Genomic DNA, 14,409 nt, shown 5'->3' with positions numbered 1-14,409 from the left:
GGCGGTCAGGGCGCCGGTCCTCTGGGCGTCCCCGGCGGCCCGGGTGCCGTCCCGGGCCTCCTCAGCGGGCCGCCGTGAGGTCCAGCCGCAGCACCCGGCGGTGCATGCCGGGGCCGAAGTAGTCCCGGCGCAGGCCGCCGTGCGGTCCCTCGGGGCGGAAGCCCAGGGAGCGGTAGAGCAGGATCGCCGCGCTGTTGCCGGGCTCCACGGTCAGCCGGACCCGCTCGACGCCGCTGCGCCGCAGCCGGACCAGGATCTCCGTCATCAGCTCCCGGCCCAGCCCGTGCCGCCGCCGGTCCGGGGCCACGCACAGGCCCAGGATCCAACTGTCCCGGTCCAGCGCCGAGGTCCCCGCCAGCACATAGCCGCGCAGCGTCCCCGTGCCGTCGTCCAGGACCAGGAAGTGACCGGCGTACATGTCGTAGAGCTGGCGGAACAGGAAGCCGGGGTAGGCGACCTCCTGGAAGACCTCCCGGTCCAGCCGCCGCAGCTCGGGCAGGTCGCTCTCCCGTGCGGTCCGCAGGATCGGGGACGCCTCGTCCGGGCCGGCGGCGGCGAGCCGCGCACGACGATCGAGGAAACGTTCCAGCGGTTCGGCGGTCATGCCACCCCCAGTCGGACGCTTACCGGACGTACGTCAACACGCCGTAACACGGCTCACCCCTTCGGTCGGTCGCCGGGCATGGCGGCCGGTGTCGGCTTGTGGCTACAGTGGGCGCCCAACTCGCCCCGCACAAGGGGGAGTTCGGGTGTGCTCCGGTGCGCCGGACGTGCCCCCGGCCAGGGGGACTGGCGAGTTCCGCGCTGGCCGGAGAAGTTCCTGTGCTTTACGGTGCGAAAAAACCGTGGGCCGTTTTTCGCCGGTCAATGTTCACCGTTCATGGTTCATGGGCACGCAAACGGCGCGGGGTTCTGTCCGAGCACGCAACAGGAAGCGGCAGGGTGATTATGGACCGCAACGCCGACGCACCCTGGTCGAAGTTCGATCCGGAGGCGTACGTCGACGCCAATTACCGCACTCCGCTCGACGTCGATCTGCTGATCGTGCGGATGATGCGCGATCATTTCAGCCGCTGTCTGGACGGAACCGGAAGATATACCGTCCGCGGTGTCGACGTGGGCGCCGGGGCGAACCTCTATCCGGCCCTCGCCATGCTCCCCTGGTGCGAAAAGGTCGTCCTCCTCGAATACGCGGAGCCGAACGTGGAGTACCTGGAGCGGCAGACCGCCCCCGGTGGGCTCGACGGGGTCTGGGACGCCTTCTGGGACGTCCTCGCCCAGGCCCCCGCCTACCAGGGCGTCGACCCGCGGGCCCGGATCGGCGAGGTGGTCCGGGTCGAGCGGCAGAACCTGTTCGACCTCGACGGGCACCGGCGCTGGGGCCTCGGCACGATGTTCTTCGTCGCCGATTCCATGTCCGAGTGCCCCGAGGAGTTCCGGCGGGGCGTCCGCTGTTTCATGAACGCGCTCACGGACGGGGCCCCGTTCGCCGCCGCGTTCATGAAGGAATCCGTCGGATACCAGGTCGGAGCGGAGCGCTTTCCGGCGTACCGGGTGAACGAGGACCGGGCCTGGGAAAGCCTCGCCCCGTACTGCGACGGGCTGGAGATCCACGATCTCAACCATCTGGTCCGGGAGGGCCACGACGGAATGCTGCTCGCCCTCGGGCGGCGCAATTCCACGACCGCCGCCCCCTGACCGGAGCGGCACACCACGCGGAGCGATCTGTACGAGGGGTGCGGGGATGCAGATCAAGCCACGGCAGCATCTGCTGGACGTCTGGCGGGCGGTGGCCCGTCACTCGTTCGACGACGGCAAGCTGATCTCCGGGGACGCCGGCGGACTGAGCAGCGTCGCCGACGCCGAACGGCTGCTCTGCCTGTTCTACCCGGCCACCGAGGTCCCCGCCTTCCGCCTGGACCAGCCCGACACCACCGAACGGGACGTGCTGCGGGTGCTGGAACCGGTCGGCAACCGGTTGGAGATCCCGCTCAACCTGATCAACGCCATGTCCCAGTACATGCGCACCCACACCGACGCCGACGACAGCCCCACCTTCGCCGGCGGGCACTACTTCAAACCGGCCGACCCGGGCACGGAACTCACCCACCAGCAGGCCCAGTTGGGCGTCGTGGACAGCTTCTCCCTGTCGGTCACCCTCAGCCTCGCCACCCTCGGCTTCCTCAAGGTCTACGAGGCCACCACCACCCGCCCCGAGGTGCACGCCGCCGTCGAGGAGCTGAGAGCGGCCACCAGCCTCCGGCTGACCGCCGCCATGATCAGCCTGCTGCGCTCCTTCACGGTCAACGTCTTCGACGCCGAGTCCGAGCAGGGCCGGCGGCTGATCCGGGTGATCGGCCAGGACCGGCAGTCCGACCGGGCCGTGCTCCAGCAGTTCGCCCGCCGCTTCCGGCCGCTGCGCGCCACCGTCATCGAGAGCCTCACCCGCGGCATCCAGGTCGACGAGGGCATCCGGGACGAGAGCCAGTTGTTCGAGTGCGGCTGGGCCTGGGGCGTCGTCCGCGACGCGCCCCGCATCACCGACCTGGCCCGGGTCCCCGGCCAGCCCGACGGCATCGCCGACCGGCTGCCCTACGTGTACTTCACCGTCGTCGCCCTGGACGGCATCCAGGACCTGTTCTCCAAGCGCACCCTCACCCTCGGCCTGCTCGACGAGGACCAGCAGAAACTCGCCGAGGCGCTCCGGCTGCGCTGGGAGCTGAGCCAGGAGTACTGGTCGACCGTCGCCCGCTTCGGCGCCGAGCGCTGGCCCCTGGAGGACCTGCCCTGGCAGACCACCGGGCTGCAACTGGAGTCGGAGTACTTCTCCCTGACCGTCGCCGCCATCCTCGTCCACGACCTGGTCCGGCGGAACGCCACCGACGACGACCTCACCCGCACCGTCGCCATCATGGAACGCCTCGCCGACCGCGGCCGGATCACCAGCCGGATGACCGCCGACGACCCCGTGATCCGGTTGCACCACCCCGGCGTCACCATGCCGCTGGCCGGCTCCGAGCGCTCCGGCGGCCTGCTCCAGTGGCGGATGACCGACTACTCGGCCCAGATGCTCAAACGGATCGTCCAGCTCGCCGCCCTCTCCCAGAACATCAACTCCCAGGGCCGGCTGCTGCAACTGGCCGAGCAGACCTTCGAGCACCTCTGGCACCGGCGGATCGCGGACGGCGAGGCCGCCGACCTCTGGGACGACCCCCGGCCCGTCTACCCCGACTCCCCGGGCATCGGCAAGCGCCTGTCCTGGAGCATCACCGAACGGGTCACCGAATGCCTGGTCGCCGCCCGCAACCTCTACGAGCAGCAGCCCATCCCCAGCCCCGAACTGGCCCAGCTCGCCCGGGAGATGCTCAGCGAGGCCAACCACCTCTTCGGCAAGGAGCAGTTGGAGGCGGCCGGCGGCACCGACGGCAACCGGGGCCGGGCCATGCGCAGCATCGAGAACCGCCTCGACCGGGCCCGCGCCCTGGTCGACAGCCGGCCCGCCACCGCCTTCGCCCTGGCCCTGCCCGTGCTCCAGGAACTCGACACCCTGGCCCAGGCCAGAGGCGCCGGCGTGAAGGAGGGCTGAGCCCGTGCTCGTCTTCGCCGCCTCCGACAAGGGAGGCACGGGACGCTCGGTGACCAGCGCCAACCTGGCCTACCAGCGCGCCCTCAACGGCGACCACGTGGCCTACGTCGACTTCGACTTCGGCTCGCCCACCGCCGCCGCCGTCTTCGACGTCCCCGACGCCGTCCGCGGCACCCGGGAACGGGGCCTGCACTCCTACCTGGAGGGCCGGGCCACCGAACCCGCCGTGATCGACGTCTGGCGCCGCACCGAGAACCCGGTGCTGCGGGCCTGGCCCAACCAGTCGGGCCGGCTGGTGCTCTTCCCCGGCGACGCCGGCGGCGGCGAGTTCGCCACCGACGAGGAGGCCCTGGAGCGCTGCGTCGACCTGCTGCTGCGGCTGAACGCCGAGTTCGACGTCATCATGGTCGACCTCAGCGCCGGCCGCAGCTACGCCGTCGACATGGTGCTGGCCGCCACCGCCCACCCCCGGATGCGGCACGTCCGCTCCCGCTGGCTGGTCTTCCACCGCTGGACCCGGCAGCACGTCATCGCCGCCTCCGGACTCGTCCACGACGAGCACGGCATCCTCGACAGCGGCGTCGCCCGCGGCCACGACGGGGACGCCCTGCGCGGCTCCATCCGGTTCGTCCGGGCCGCCGTACCCGACCCCGACTCCGCGCTCTGGTCCCGGGTCTCGCCCGCCCAGGCGGCCTGGATGCAGTCCACCGACGAGGCACTGCGCCGGCTCGCCGCCGAGTACGCCATCGGCGACAGCGTCGTCCTCGGTGTCGTCCCCCTGGAGCCGATCCTCCAGTGGCGGGAGCAGATGATCACCGAGGAGGACGTGCTCGCCACGCAGATCGCCAACAAGGAGACCCTGAAGGCGCTGGAGGAGATCGCCCGGAAGCTGACCGACGACACCTGCTGGGGGCGCCCATGACCGGGGCCGTGTTCCGCGAGACCGCCGCCGACCCGCGCACCCAGGCCGTCCCGCTGTCCCATCTGTCCCTGGAGATCGGCCACCTCTACCTGGAGGACTTCGAGGCCGGACCCGCCCAGCTCCGGCGGCACTTCGCCCAGGTCCGGCCCTGGGCCGAGGCCGCCCGCGCCACCGCCGCGGCCGGCCCCGACGGCCGGCGCCCCCGGATCAGCACCTGCTTCCTCGTCGACGACTACTTCACCCGCTTCTCCAGCCCCGCCGAACTGGTCCCGATGCTGCTGGCCGAGGCCGACCGGGCCGGGCTGGTCATCGACTACCTGGCCCGCGAGTCGAGCTGCGCGGTCACCGGCGGGACACCGGTCGCCGAGGCGGTGGCCGGCCGGATCGTGGAGTCCCCGCCGCCCGGCTCCTACGGGCCCCGCCCGCCCGCCGCCGAGACCGGCTGGCTGGCCAACGGCGAGCGCAGCCCCGTCGCCCGCGCCCCGCAGGCGATGCAGCGGGCCGCCGCCTGGCAGCCGCCGGCCGAGACCGCGGCCCGCCGCCACTCCGTCTTCCTCGACGCCGAGCTGTGGAGCGAGGACCCCGGCGGACGGCGCCTGTGGTCCTGCCCGTTCCTCGCCGCCGTCTGGCAACTGGCCCGCCTCGGCCTGCTGCGCGCCGCGGGCGAGCCCGTCCTGGTGCCCCGGGCGCACACCGGCGGCCCGTTCCCCGACGACTGGGACGACCTGCCCGCCCTGATCCGGCTCAACCCCCGGGCCGACCCGTTCGCCGCCTACCGCACCTGCTCGGTGCTGCCCAGCCGCTTCCTGCCGGTCGAGCACGCCGTCCGCGTGATCCTCGACCAGACCGAGGTCGACCGGGCCGCGCTGGACCAGGTCGCCGACCGCTCCGCCCGGGAGCGCACGCCGGTCCCCGCCTCGGTCGCCGACCGGATCTCCTACGTGTTCTACGCGGGGCCCTGACATGCCGCCCGCAGCGAGCGCGCCCGCCGCGGCACTGCTGTGCGGGGAGGTCCGCACCCACCTGCTCCCCGTCCACCAGGCCCTGGACATCCGCACCGCCGCCCAGTTCCTCGGTCTGCGCGCCGACGAACGCGTCCTGCTCTCGGAGCGCCCCAACCTCTACGCGCGCTCTCCCGACACCCTCACCGGCGTCGACTGCCCGCTGCCCACCGCGGACGGCGCCCGCACCCGCGCCGTCGGCACCGTCGCCGCCCGCGCCGCCCTCACCGAGGGCCGGGTCCTGCAGTCCTCCGCCCACGTCACCCTGCCCGCCGCCGGACCCGACCGGCGCCGCCCCTGGGGCGAGTACCTGGTCCGGCCCGGCGTGGCCGAACCGGTCGGGAAACTGCCCCCCGACGCGGTCGCCGACGGGGTGCTCGGCGGCGGCCGGCCCGGCGACCTCGACCTCGGCGCGATCGCCGACGGGCTGCTCACCCGGCTGCTGCGGCACCCCCTGATCGACCACCGCCCGCCGCTGCGGTCCCGGCCCACCCGGCTGCGCTGGGCGGCGCTGCCCGCCGCGCCGGACGAGGAGCCGTCCCTGGAGTTCACCCTCGCCGAGGACCATCTGCGCACCGTCCGACTGCGGGTGCCCGAGGGCACCCCGGCCGCCGAGGTCGCCGGGCTCTGCGACGACCTCGCCCTGCACGACTGGCTGCTCACCACCGTCGTCCGCCTCTTCGACGGCATCCGTCCGGACACCCCCGCCGTCCTCGCGGCGCTGCGCCCCGCCGTCGACCATCTGCTGCACCTGTGGATGCCCCGGGCCCGGGTCACCGGGGACCTGGCCCCGCTCTGGGACGAACTGGAGACCCGCCCCGGCTTCACCCGGCAGTGGGAGACCCTGGTCCGGCGCATCCGCGACCAGCTCGCCCTGCACGCCATCCCCTCCCCGCACCGGGAGGCCGAGTTGACTCCCTGACCGCCCGCCGCGGTCCCGCGTACATCCCCGGACCTCGACCCACGAGCGCATCCCGACGGGGGGAGAAGCGAGATGAGCACGGCACGCACACCCCAGCCCCAGCAGACCGCCACCACCGGCCCACCGGGCCCCCCGGCCGGCCCCGATCGGCGCCTGTGGGCCCGCCGCGTCTCGGCCGGCCTCGTCGTCGGCGGCCTCGCCTGGAGCGTCGCCGCGCTGCTCGGCCCCGAGGACGGACCGCTGCGCCAGTTCCTGACCGCGCTGCTCTGCGCCGCCGCCACGGTCCTGCTCCAGCAGGTCCTCGCCCTCGACCGGGGCCTGGCGGAACAGGCCCGGCGCACCGACCGGGCGCTGACCGAGGCCGCCGACACCGTGCGCGAGAGCCTCACCCGCTACGACGACGACCTGCGGGCCGGCCTCACCCGCTACACCGAGGACCTGATGCACCTGGTCGAGGAGCGCATCGCCCGCGCCGACCGCGGCGAGGACCGCGACCAGCTCCCGGAGCGGCCCGACCCCGAGGGCGCACCCGACCTGGCACGCGGCTTCGCCGAGGTGCTCACCCCCGGACCGGCGATCCTGCGGGCCTTCGCGCGCAGGGAGATGAAACGGGTCGTCGGACACCTCACCGACCTCACCAGCCTCACCGCCGAGTGCCCCGGTGAGAACCACGACTGGATGCTCACCCTCACCCGGGTCGCCGAGCACTCCCTCTGCGCCACCAGCACCTCCGTCGACCGCGAGTTCTGGAACAGCGAGCCCGCCAGCCGCTACCTCCAGGCCCAGCGGGAGGCGATCGAGGAACGCGGCATCCCGGTGCGCCGGCTGTTCGTGCTGCAGAGCGCCGAGGACCTCGACGACCGGCTGCTGCGGCTCTGCGACGAACAGGAGTCCCTGGACATCGAGGTCCGCGTCGCCGTCCTGCCGGAGCTGCCGCCGCACCTCCAGCGCGGCACCACCAACGACTTCATCGTCTACGACGAGGAGGTCACCTTCGAGATCGAACAGGACCTCCGGGAGGTCAACGTCCGCACCCGGCTCAACGCCCGCCAGGACCACGTGCAGGACCGGATGAAGCGGTTCCGGGAGCTGTGGGAGGCCGGCATGGGCATCCGCGAGCTGGAGGTCCGCATCGACGACGAGGAGGACGGCACCTGGATGGTCGACCGGGGCTGATCACTCGAAAACACTCAGGCATTCGAAGCGCGTGCTCGAACCCCCCGGCCCGGCCCTCCGCGCCCCCGCCCGTCAACTCCCTTGCACAGCGCGGCGGTTGACGCGCGAAGACCCCGTCCGGGCATACAGGAGAAACGTCACCTTGGGAAGGCGGACCAGGCGGCCGAAGAACAGAGGGAGGACGCCGGAGAACGAGGAAGGAACGGAGGACACGGTGAAGGAATCCGTCGGTTCGCACGTCGTGGACACGCGCAGCGGGAGATTCGGCATCGTCATGGGCCACGAGGGGCCGTACCTCCAGTTGCGGCCCTACGGCGGCGGCCGCGAGTGGGACGCCGACCCGGGCGCCGTCCGCCGGGCCACCCCCGCCGAGCGGCTCGGCGCGGCGACGGCGTACGCCAACGCCCGCAGCCGCGGTGAGGTGTCCTGAACGCGGTGTCCTGAGCGTGGGGGACAATGGGTGCCATGAGTCTGTTCCGCGACGACGGCATCGTGCTGCGCACCCAGAAGCTGGGCGAGGCGGACCGGATCATCACCCTGCTCACCCGTGGCCACGGCCGGGTCCGCGCGGTGGCGCGCGGCGTACGGCGCACCAAGTCCAAGTTCGGTGCCCGGCTGGAGCCCTTCTCCCACGTCGACGTGCAGTTCTTCGCCAAGGGCAGCGAGCTGGTCGGCCGCGGCCTGCCGCTGTGCACGCAGAGCGAGACCATCGCCCCCTACGGCGGCGGCATCGTCACCGACTACGCGCGCTACACCGCCGGCACGGCGATGCTGGAGACCGCCGAGCGGTTCACCGACCACGAGGGCGAGCCGGCCGTGCAGCAGTACCTGCTGCTGGTCGGCGCGCTGCGCACGCTCGCCCGCGGCGAGCACGCCCCCGGCCTGGTCCTGGACGCGTTCCTGCTGCGCTCCCTCGCCGTCAACGGGTACGCGCCCACCTTCGGGGACTGCGCCAAGTGCGGGATGCCCGGGCCGAACCGGTTCTTCTCGGTCGGATCGGGCGGTTCGGTCTGCGTGGACTGCCGGGTGCCCGGCAGCGTCGTACCCTCACCGGGGGCCCTGGAACTGCTCGGCGCGCTGCTTGCGGGAGACTGGGCCACGGCGGACGCCGCCGAGCCCCGGCACGTCCGGGAGGGCAGCGGGCTGGTCTCCGCCTACCTGCACTGGCATCTGGAGCGGGGACTGCGCTCCCTGCGGTACGTCGAGAAGTAGGAGAACACCACCATGGCCGTACGCGGGATCCTGGGGCGCCAGCGCCGGGAGTACAGGACACCCGAGCCGCACCCGTCCGGCGCACGGCCGCCCCGGCTCGGCGAGCTGGTCCCGGAGCATGTGGCGATCGTCATGGACGGCAACGGCCGCTGGGCCAAGCAGCGCGGGCTGCCGCGCACCGAGGGCCACAAGGTGGGCGCCGAGCGGGTCGTGGACGTGCTCCAGGGCGCGATCGAGATCGGTGTGGCGAACATCTCGCTGTACGCGTTCTCCACCGAGAACTGGAAGCGGTCACCGGACGAGGTGCGCTTCCTGATGAACTTCAACCGCGACTTCATCCGCAAGTCCCGCGACACCCTCGACGAGCTGGGCGTCCGGGTGCGCTGGGTGGGCCGGATGCCCCGGCTGTGGAAGTCGGTCGCCAAGGAGCTCCAGGTCGCCCAGGAGCAGACCAAGGACAACGACCGGCTCACCCTGTACTTCTGCATGAACTACGGCGGCCGGGCCGAGATCGCGGACGCGGCGCAGGCGATCGCCGAGGAGGTGCGGGCCGGGCGGCTCGACCCGTCGAAGGTGACGGAGAAGACGGTCGCGAAGTACCTGTACTACCCGGACATGCCGGACGTGGACCTGTTCCTGCGGCCGAGCGGGGAGCAGCGGACGTCCAACTACCTGCTGTGGCAGAGCGCGTACGCGGAGCTGGTCTTCCAGGACGTGCTCTGGCCGGATTTCGACCGGCGTGACCTGTGGCGGGCCTGCCTGGAGTTCGCCTCCCGCGACCGCCGCTTCGGGGGCGCGATCCCCAACGAGGTCCCGGCGGAGCGGTAGTTCGGCTGCGGGTGCGTCGTGGTTGCTCGCGCAGTTCCCCGCGCCCCTGAAGCTTGCGGCTGCGCCGCGGCTTTTCAGGGGCGCGGGGAACCGCGCGACCAGCCCCCACCGGCCCGCAGCCGAAACTCAACCCGCCGCGCACTCCGCGCACGTGCCGAAGATCTCCACCGTGTGCGCCACGTTCACGAAACCGTGCTCCGCGGCGATGGCCTCCGCCCACTTCTCCACCGCCGGGCCCTCGACCTCGACCGCCTTGCCGCAGGAGCGGCAGACCAGGTGGTGATGGTGGTCGCCGCTGGAGCAGCGGCGGTAGACCGACTCGCCCTCGTCGGTGCGCAGCACGTCGACCTCGCCGGCGTCGGCGAGGGACTGGAGGGTCCGGTACACCGTGGTGAGCCCGACCGAGTCGCCCTTGTGCTTGAGCATGTCGTGCAGTTCCTGCGCGCTGCGGAACTCCTCGACCTCTTCCAGGGCGGCCGCCACGGCAGCGCGCTGCCGGGTGGCACGGCCCTTCACGGACGGTCCAGCGCTGGTCACCGGTTGCCTCCTCAGGTCTGCCTTGCCCGGGTCATTGTGCCAGTCCGGGCCGTGCCCGGTCAGACGCCGACCTCGTCGCCGGACGGGCGTCCGGCCGGAATGCTGCACTCCAGCGGGTCCGTCGCGGCCCGTGCCCCGGCGGCGGCCCGTGCGCGGCGCCGGGCCAGCGGGGCGGCCAGCGCGGTCAGCGCGATGAACGCGCCGATGGTGAGCAGCACGATCGTCGCGCCGGGCGGCACGTCCTGGTAGTACGAGGTGACGGTGCCGCCGATGGTCACGGTGACGCCGATGGCGACGGCGATCGCGAAGGTCGCGGCGAAGCTGCGGCTGAGCTGCTGGGCGGCGGCCACCGGGACCACCATCAGCGCGGAGACCAGCAGCAGCCCGACGACCCGCATGGCGACGGTGACGGTGACGGCGGCGGTCACGGCGGTGAGCAGGTTCAGCGCCCGCACCGGCAGCCCGGTGACCCGCGCGAACTCCTCGTCCTGGCTGACCGCGAACAACTGGCGGCGCAGGCCCAGGGTGATCAGCACCACGAACGCGGCGAGCAGGCAGATCGCGGTCACGTCCGACTCGGACACCGTGGACAGCGATCCGAAGAGGTACGAGGTGAGGTTGGCGTTGGAGCCGCTCGGCGCGAGGTTGATGAACATCACGCCGCCGGCCATGCCGCCGTAGAAGAGCATGGCGAGGGCGATGTCGCCGCGGGTCCTGCCGTACCAGCGGATCAGCTCCATCAGGACGGCGCCGAGGACGGAGACGGCGGTCGCCATCCACACCGGGGACCAGGAGAGCAGGAAGCCGAGGCCGACGCCGGTCATCGCGACGTGGCCGATGCCGTCGCCCATCAGGGCCTGGCGGCGCTGCACGAGGTAGATGCCGACGGCCGGCGCGGTGATGCCGACCAGGACGGCGGCGAGCAGCGCCCGCTGCATGAAGGCGTAGTTCAGGAGGTCCATCAGCTCAGCAGTCCGGTGCGGATCGGCTCGGCCCCTGCCGGGGCGTGCGGGTGTACGTGGTCGTGGCCGGGCAGCGCGTGCTGGCCGACCGCCTCGGGCGGCGGGCCGTCGTGCAGAACGCAGCCGTCGCGCAGCACCACCGCCCGGTCGATCAAGGGTTCCAGGGGGCCCAGTTCGTGCAGGACGAGCAGGACCGTGGTGCCCGCGGCGACCTGCTCGCGCAGGGTGGCGGCGAGGATCTCCTGGCTGGCCAGGTCGACGCCGGCCATCGGCTCGTCCATGATCAGCAGGTCGGGTGCGGCGGCGAGCGCGCGGGCGATCAGGACCCGCTGGTGCTGGCCGCCGGAGAGGGCGTCGACCGGGTCCTTGGCGCGGTCGGCCATGCCGACCAGGTCGAGGGCGGCGCGTACGGCGGCGTGGTCGGCCTTGCGGAAGAGGCCGAACCGGGTCCGGGAGAGCCGGCCCGAGGAGACGACCTCGGTGACCGTGGCGGGCACGCCGCCGGCGGCGGTGGTGCGCTGCGGGACGTAGCCCACCCGCGCCCAGTCGCGGAACCGGCGGCGCGGGGTGCCGAACAGCTCGACCTGTCCGGCGCTGACCGGGACCTGGCCGATGATGGTGCGCACGGCCGTCGACTTGCCGGAGCCGTTCGCGCCGAGCAGCGCGACGACCTCGCCGCGGCGCACGGTGAGGTCGATGCCGCGCAGGACGGGGCGCGAGCCCAGCTCGGCGCGGACGCCGCGCAGGGATATGACGGGCTCGTCGCTCACGATGTCCTCCGTGGTGGTCATTCGGCGCCGAGGGCGGCTTCCAGCGCCTTGAGGTTGGCTTCCATGACCCCGAAGTAGTCGTCGCCCTTGGACCGGTCGGTGATGCCCTCCAGCGGGTCGAGGACATCGGTCTTCAGGCCCGCGTCCCGGGCGAGGGTCTTCGCGGTCTTGTCGGAGACCAGTGTCTCGTAGAAGACGGTGGTGACGCCGTCGGCCCGGGCCTCGGTCTGGAGTTCCTTGATCCGGGCGGGGCTGGGCTCGCTCTCCGGGTCCAGGCCGTTGATGGCCTCCTGGGTGAGGCCGTAGCGCTCGGCGAGGTAGCCGAAGGCGGCGTGGTTGGTGAAGAAGACCTTGGTGGCGGTGTTCTTCAGGCCCTTCTCGTACGCGGTGTCCAGGTCGGCGAGCCGGCCGGTGAGCGCCTCGGCGTTCTTGCGGTAGTCGGCGGCGTGGTCGGGGTCGGCCTTCTCGAACGCCTTTGCGACGCCCGCGGCGACCTCGGCGTACTTCACCGGGTCGAGCCAGATGTGCGGGTCGCGGGCGTGTTCCTCCTCCTCGCCGCCGCCGCCGTGGTCGTGGCCGTCGTCGGCGGCGTGCTCCTCCAGGGTGGTGAGCGAGGCCGCGTCGATCTTCGTCTTGACGCCGGACTGGTCGACGGCCTTGTCGACGGCGGGCTGGAGGGACTTCAGGTAGAGCACCGCGTCGGCCTCGCCGAGTTCGGCGGTCTGCCGGGTACTCAGCTCCAGGTCGTGGGGTTCCTGGCCGGGTTCGGTGAGCGTGGTGACGTGCACATGGTCGCCGCCGATCCGCTCCGCGAGGAACTGCATCGGGTAGAACGACGCGACGACGTCGAACTTGTCCGTATTGCCCGCCGCCGCGCCCTCGCTGGAGCAGGCGCTGAGGGTCCCGAGGCCGAGCGCGGTGACCGCGGTGACGGCTATGCCGGATATCTGTCGTCGTCGTGCGTTCATGACACTCATTTTCAACAAATCTGGAAACGGTTGTCAACAAGGGGCCGATTTGGTCGAGGGGCCTCACACGCCGGTAACCTGAGGCATTCGCTGGAAGCAATCTCGCTTCGTCGCCCGTCGTCGTAATGAAGAGAGCACCGTGGCCGCCGACAAGATCGACACCATCGTCAGCCTGAGCAAGCGCCGTGGCTTCGTATTCCCCTGCAGTGAGATCTACGGCGGCCAGCGCGCCGCCTGGGACTACGGTCCGCTGGGTGTCGAGCTCAAGGAGAACCTCAAGCGCCAGTGGTGGCGCTACATGGTGACGTCGCGCGAGGACGTCGTCGGTATCGACTCGTCCGTCATCCTGGCCCCCGAGGTCTGGGTCGCCTCCGGTCACGTCGCCACCTTCACCGACCCGCTCACCGAGTGCACCTCCTGCCACAAGCGGTTCCGCGCGGACCACCTGGAGGAGGCGTACGAGGAGAAGAAGGGCCGCGCCCCCGAGCACGGCCTGGCCGACATCAACTGCCCCAACTGCGGCAACAAGGGCCAGTTCACCGAGCCCAAGCAGTTCTCGGGTCTGCTCTCCACCCACCTCGGCCCCACCCAGGACTCCGGCTCGGTCGCCTATCTGCGCCCCGAGACCGCCCAGGGCATCTTCACCAACTTCGCCCAGGTGCAGACCACTTCGCGCCGCAAGCCGCCGTTCGGCATCGCCCAGATGGGCAAGTCCTTCCGCAACGAGATCACGCCCGGCAACTTCATCTTCCGCACCCGCGAGTTCGAGCAGATGGAGATGGAGTTCTTCGTCAAGCCGGGCGAGGACGAGAAGTGGCAGGAGTACTGGATGGAGCAGCGCTGGAACTGGTACACCGGTCTCGGCCTGCGCGAAGAGAACATGCGGTGGTACGAGCACCCCAAGGAGAAGCTCTCCCACTACTCCAAGCGCACCGCCGACATCGAGTACCGCTTCCAGTTCGGCGGCAGCGAGTGGGGTGAGCTGGAGGGCGTCGCCAACCGCACCGACTACGACCTCAGCTCGCACTCCAAGGCGTCCGGCCAGGACCTGGCCTACTACGACCAGGAGGCCGGCGAGCGCTGGACGCCGTACGTCATCGAGCCCGCGGCCGGTGTGGGCCGCGCGATGCTGGCGTTCCTGCTCGACGCCTACGTCGAGGACGAGGCGCCCAACGCCAAGGGCAAGATGGAGAAGCGCACGGTGCTGCGCCTGGACCACCGGCTGGCCCCGGTGAAGGTCGCCGTGCTGCCGCTGTCCCGCAACCCGGAGCTGTCCCCGAAGGCCAAGGGCCTCGCGCAGTCCCTGCGGCAGAACTGGAACATCGAGTTCGACGATGCCGGCGCCATCGGCCGCCGCTACCGCCGCCAGGACGAGATCGGCACCCCGTACTGCGTCACCGTCGACTTCGACACCCTCGAGGACAACGCCGTGACCGTCCGCGAGCGTGACTCGATGAAGCAGGAGCGGGTCTCGCTGGACCAGATCGAGAGCTACCTCGCCGCCCGTCTGATCGGCGCGTAACAC

General features: G+C 71.9%; 15 protein-coding genes. 10 read left to right on the top strand and 5 right to left on the bottom strand.

Annotation, left to right across the window (positions count from 1 at the left end):
* Nucleotides 1-61: 61 nt before the first annotated feature.
* Nucleotides 62-604 (bottom strand): GNAT family N-acetyltransferase, encoded by a 543-nt coding sequence (locus tag IE316_RS01525; protein ID WP_190202232.1) that lies wholly within the window; start codon nucleotides 602-604, stop codon nucleotides 62-64.
* A gap of 344 nt (nucleotides 605-948) precedes the next feature.
* Here IE316_RS01525 and IE316_RS01520 point away from each other — a divergent pair, with 344 nt between their 5' ends.
* From IE316_RS01520 to IE316_RS01480, 9 genes are all read left to right on the top strand, one after another.
* Nucleotides 949-1,698, top strand: coding sequence for an SCO2525 family SAM-dependent methyltransferase (locus tag IE316_RS01520; RefSeq protein ID WP_190202724.1), 750 nt, complete (start codon nucleotides 949-951; stop codon nucleotides 1,696-1,698).
* A gap of 46 nt (nucleotides 1,699-1,744) precedes the next feature.
* Nucleotides 1,745-3,586, top strand: coding sequence for an SCO2524 family protein (locus IE316_RS01515; protein WP_190202231.1), 1,842 nt, complete (start codon nucleotides 1,745-1,747; stop codon nucleotides 3,584-3,586).
* A 4-nt stretch (nucleotides 3,587-3,590) separates the two neighbouring features.
* Nucleotides 3,591-4,508, top strand: a complete 918-nt coding sequence (locus IE316_RS01510; RefSeq protein WP_190202230.1) for an SCO2523 family variant P-loop protein — start codon at nucleotides 3,591-3,593, stop codon at nucleotides 4,506-4,508.
* A complete protein-coding gene (locus IE316_RS01505; protein WP_190202229.1) occupies nucleotides 4,505-5,470 on the top strand; it encodes an SCO2522 family protein in 966 nt (321 codons plus the stop codon). Before IE316_RS01510 ends, IE316_RS01505 begins: the two co-directional genes overlap by 4 nt.
* Before the next feature lies 1 nt (nucleotide 5,471).
* The gene (locus tag IE316_RS01500) at nucleotides 5,472-6,431 is read left to right on the top strand and encodes an SCO2521 family protein (RefSeq protein WP_190202228.1); all 960 of its coding nucleotides are present in this window, start codon (nucleotides 5,472-5,474) and stop codon (nucleotides 6,429-6,431) included.
* Nucleotides 6,432-6,503: 72 nt separating this feature from the next.
* Nucleotides 6,504-7,607, top strand: coding sequence for a hypothetical protein (locus tag IE316_RS01495; protein WP_190202227.1), 1,104 nt, complete (start codon nucleotides 6,504-6,506; stop codon nucleotides 7,605-7,607).
* 214 nt (nucleotides 7,608-7,821) lie between these two features.
* Nucleotides 7,822-8,037: a hypothetical protein gene (locus tag IE316_RS01490; RefSeq protein ID WP_190202226.1), complete on the top strand. Its 216-nt coding sequence runs from the start codon at nucleotides 7,822-7,824 to the stop codon at nucleotides 8,035-8,037.
* 35 nt (nucleotides 8,038-8,072) lie between these two features.
* Nucleotides 8,073-8,819, top strand: coding sequence for a DNA repair protein RecO (gene recO, locus IE316_RS01485; RefSeq protein ID WP_190202225.1), 747 nt, complete (start codon nucleotides 8,073-8,075; stop codon nucleotides 8,817-8,819).
* Between the two features lie 12 nt (nucleotides 8,820-8,831).
* Nucleotides 8,832-9,647 (top strand): isoprenyl transferase, encoded by an 816-nt coding sequence (locus IE316_RS01480; protein WP_190202224.1) that lies wholly within the window; start codon nucleotides 8,832-8,834, stop codon nucleotides 9,645-9,647.
* A gap of 126 nt (nucleotides 9,648-9,773) precedes the next feature.
* Here the strand turns inward: IE316_RS01480 and IE316_RS01475 are convergent, their stop codons facing one another.
* The 4 genes from IE316_RS01475 to IE316_RS01460 are packed head-to-tail and all read right to left on the bottom strand — an operon-like array spanning nucleotide 9,774 to nucleotide 12,884.
* Nucleotides 9,774-10,184, bottom strand: a complete 411-nt coding sequence (locus IE316_RS01475; protein ID WP_190202223.1) for a Fur family transcriptional regulator — start codon at nucleotides 10,182-10,184, stop codon at nucleotides 9,774-9,776.
* A 59-nt stretch (nucleotides 10,185-10,243) separates the two neighbouring features.
* A complete protein-coding gene (locus IE316_RS01470) occupies nucleotides 10,244-11,146 on the bottom strand; it encodes a metal ABC transporter permease (RefSeq protein WP_190202222.1) in 903 nt (300 codons plus the stop codon).
* Nucleotides 11,146-11,916 carry a metal ABC transporter ATP-binding protein gene (locus IE316_RS01465; protein WP_190202221.1) on the bottom strand — a complete coding sequence of 257 codons (771 nt, stop codon included), beginning with the start codon at nucleotides 11,914-11,916 and terminating at the stop codon, nucleotides 11,146-11,148. The genes IE316_RS01470 and IE316_RS01465 overlap by 1 nt, the downstream gene beginning before the upstream one ends.
* A 17-nt stretch (nucleotides 11,917-11,933) precedes the next feature.
* Complete coding sequence (locus IE316_RS01460; protein ID WP_190202220.1) at nucleotides 11,934-12,884, bottom strand: zinc ABC transporter substrate-binding protein; 951 nt, start codon at nucleotides 12,882-12,884, stop codon at nucleotides 11,934-11,936.
* Between the two features lie 139 nt (nucleotides 12,885-13,023).
* Between IE316_RS01460 and IE316_RS01455 the strand changes: the two genes are divergently transcribed.
* Nucleotides 13,024-14,406, top strand: coding sequence for a glycine--tRNA ligase (locus IE316_RS01455; RefSeq protein WP_190202219.1), 1,383 nt, complete (start codon nucleotides 13,024-13,026; stop codon nucleotides 14,404-14,406).
* The last annotated feature ends 3 nt before the right edge of the window (nucleotides 14,407-14,409 follow it).

Source organism: Streptomyces fumanus, assembly GCF_014655295.1.
Taxonomy (GTDB): domain Bacteria; phylum Actinomycetota; class Actinomycetes; order Streptomycetales; family Streptomycetaceae; genus Streptomyces; species Streptomyces fumanus.
Note: the sequence above shows the minus strand (reverse complement) of the source record. Positions and strands in the feature narration are given on the sequence as shown.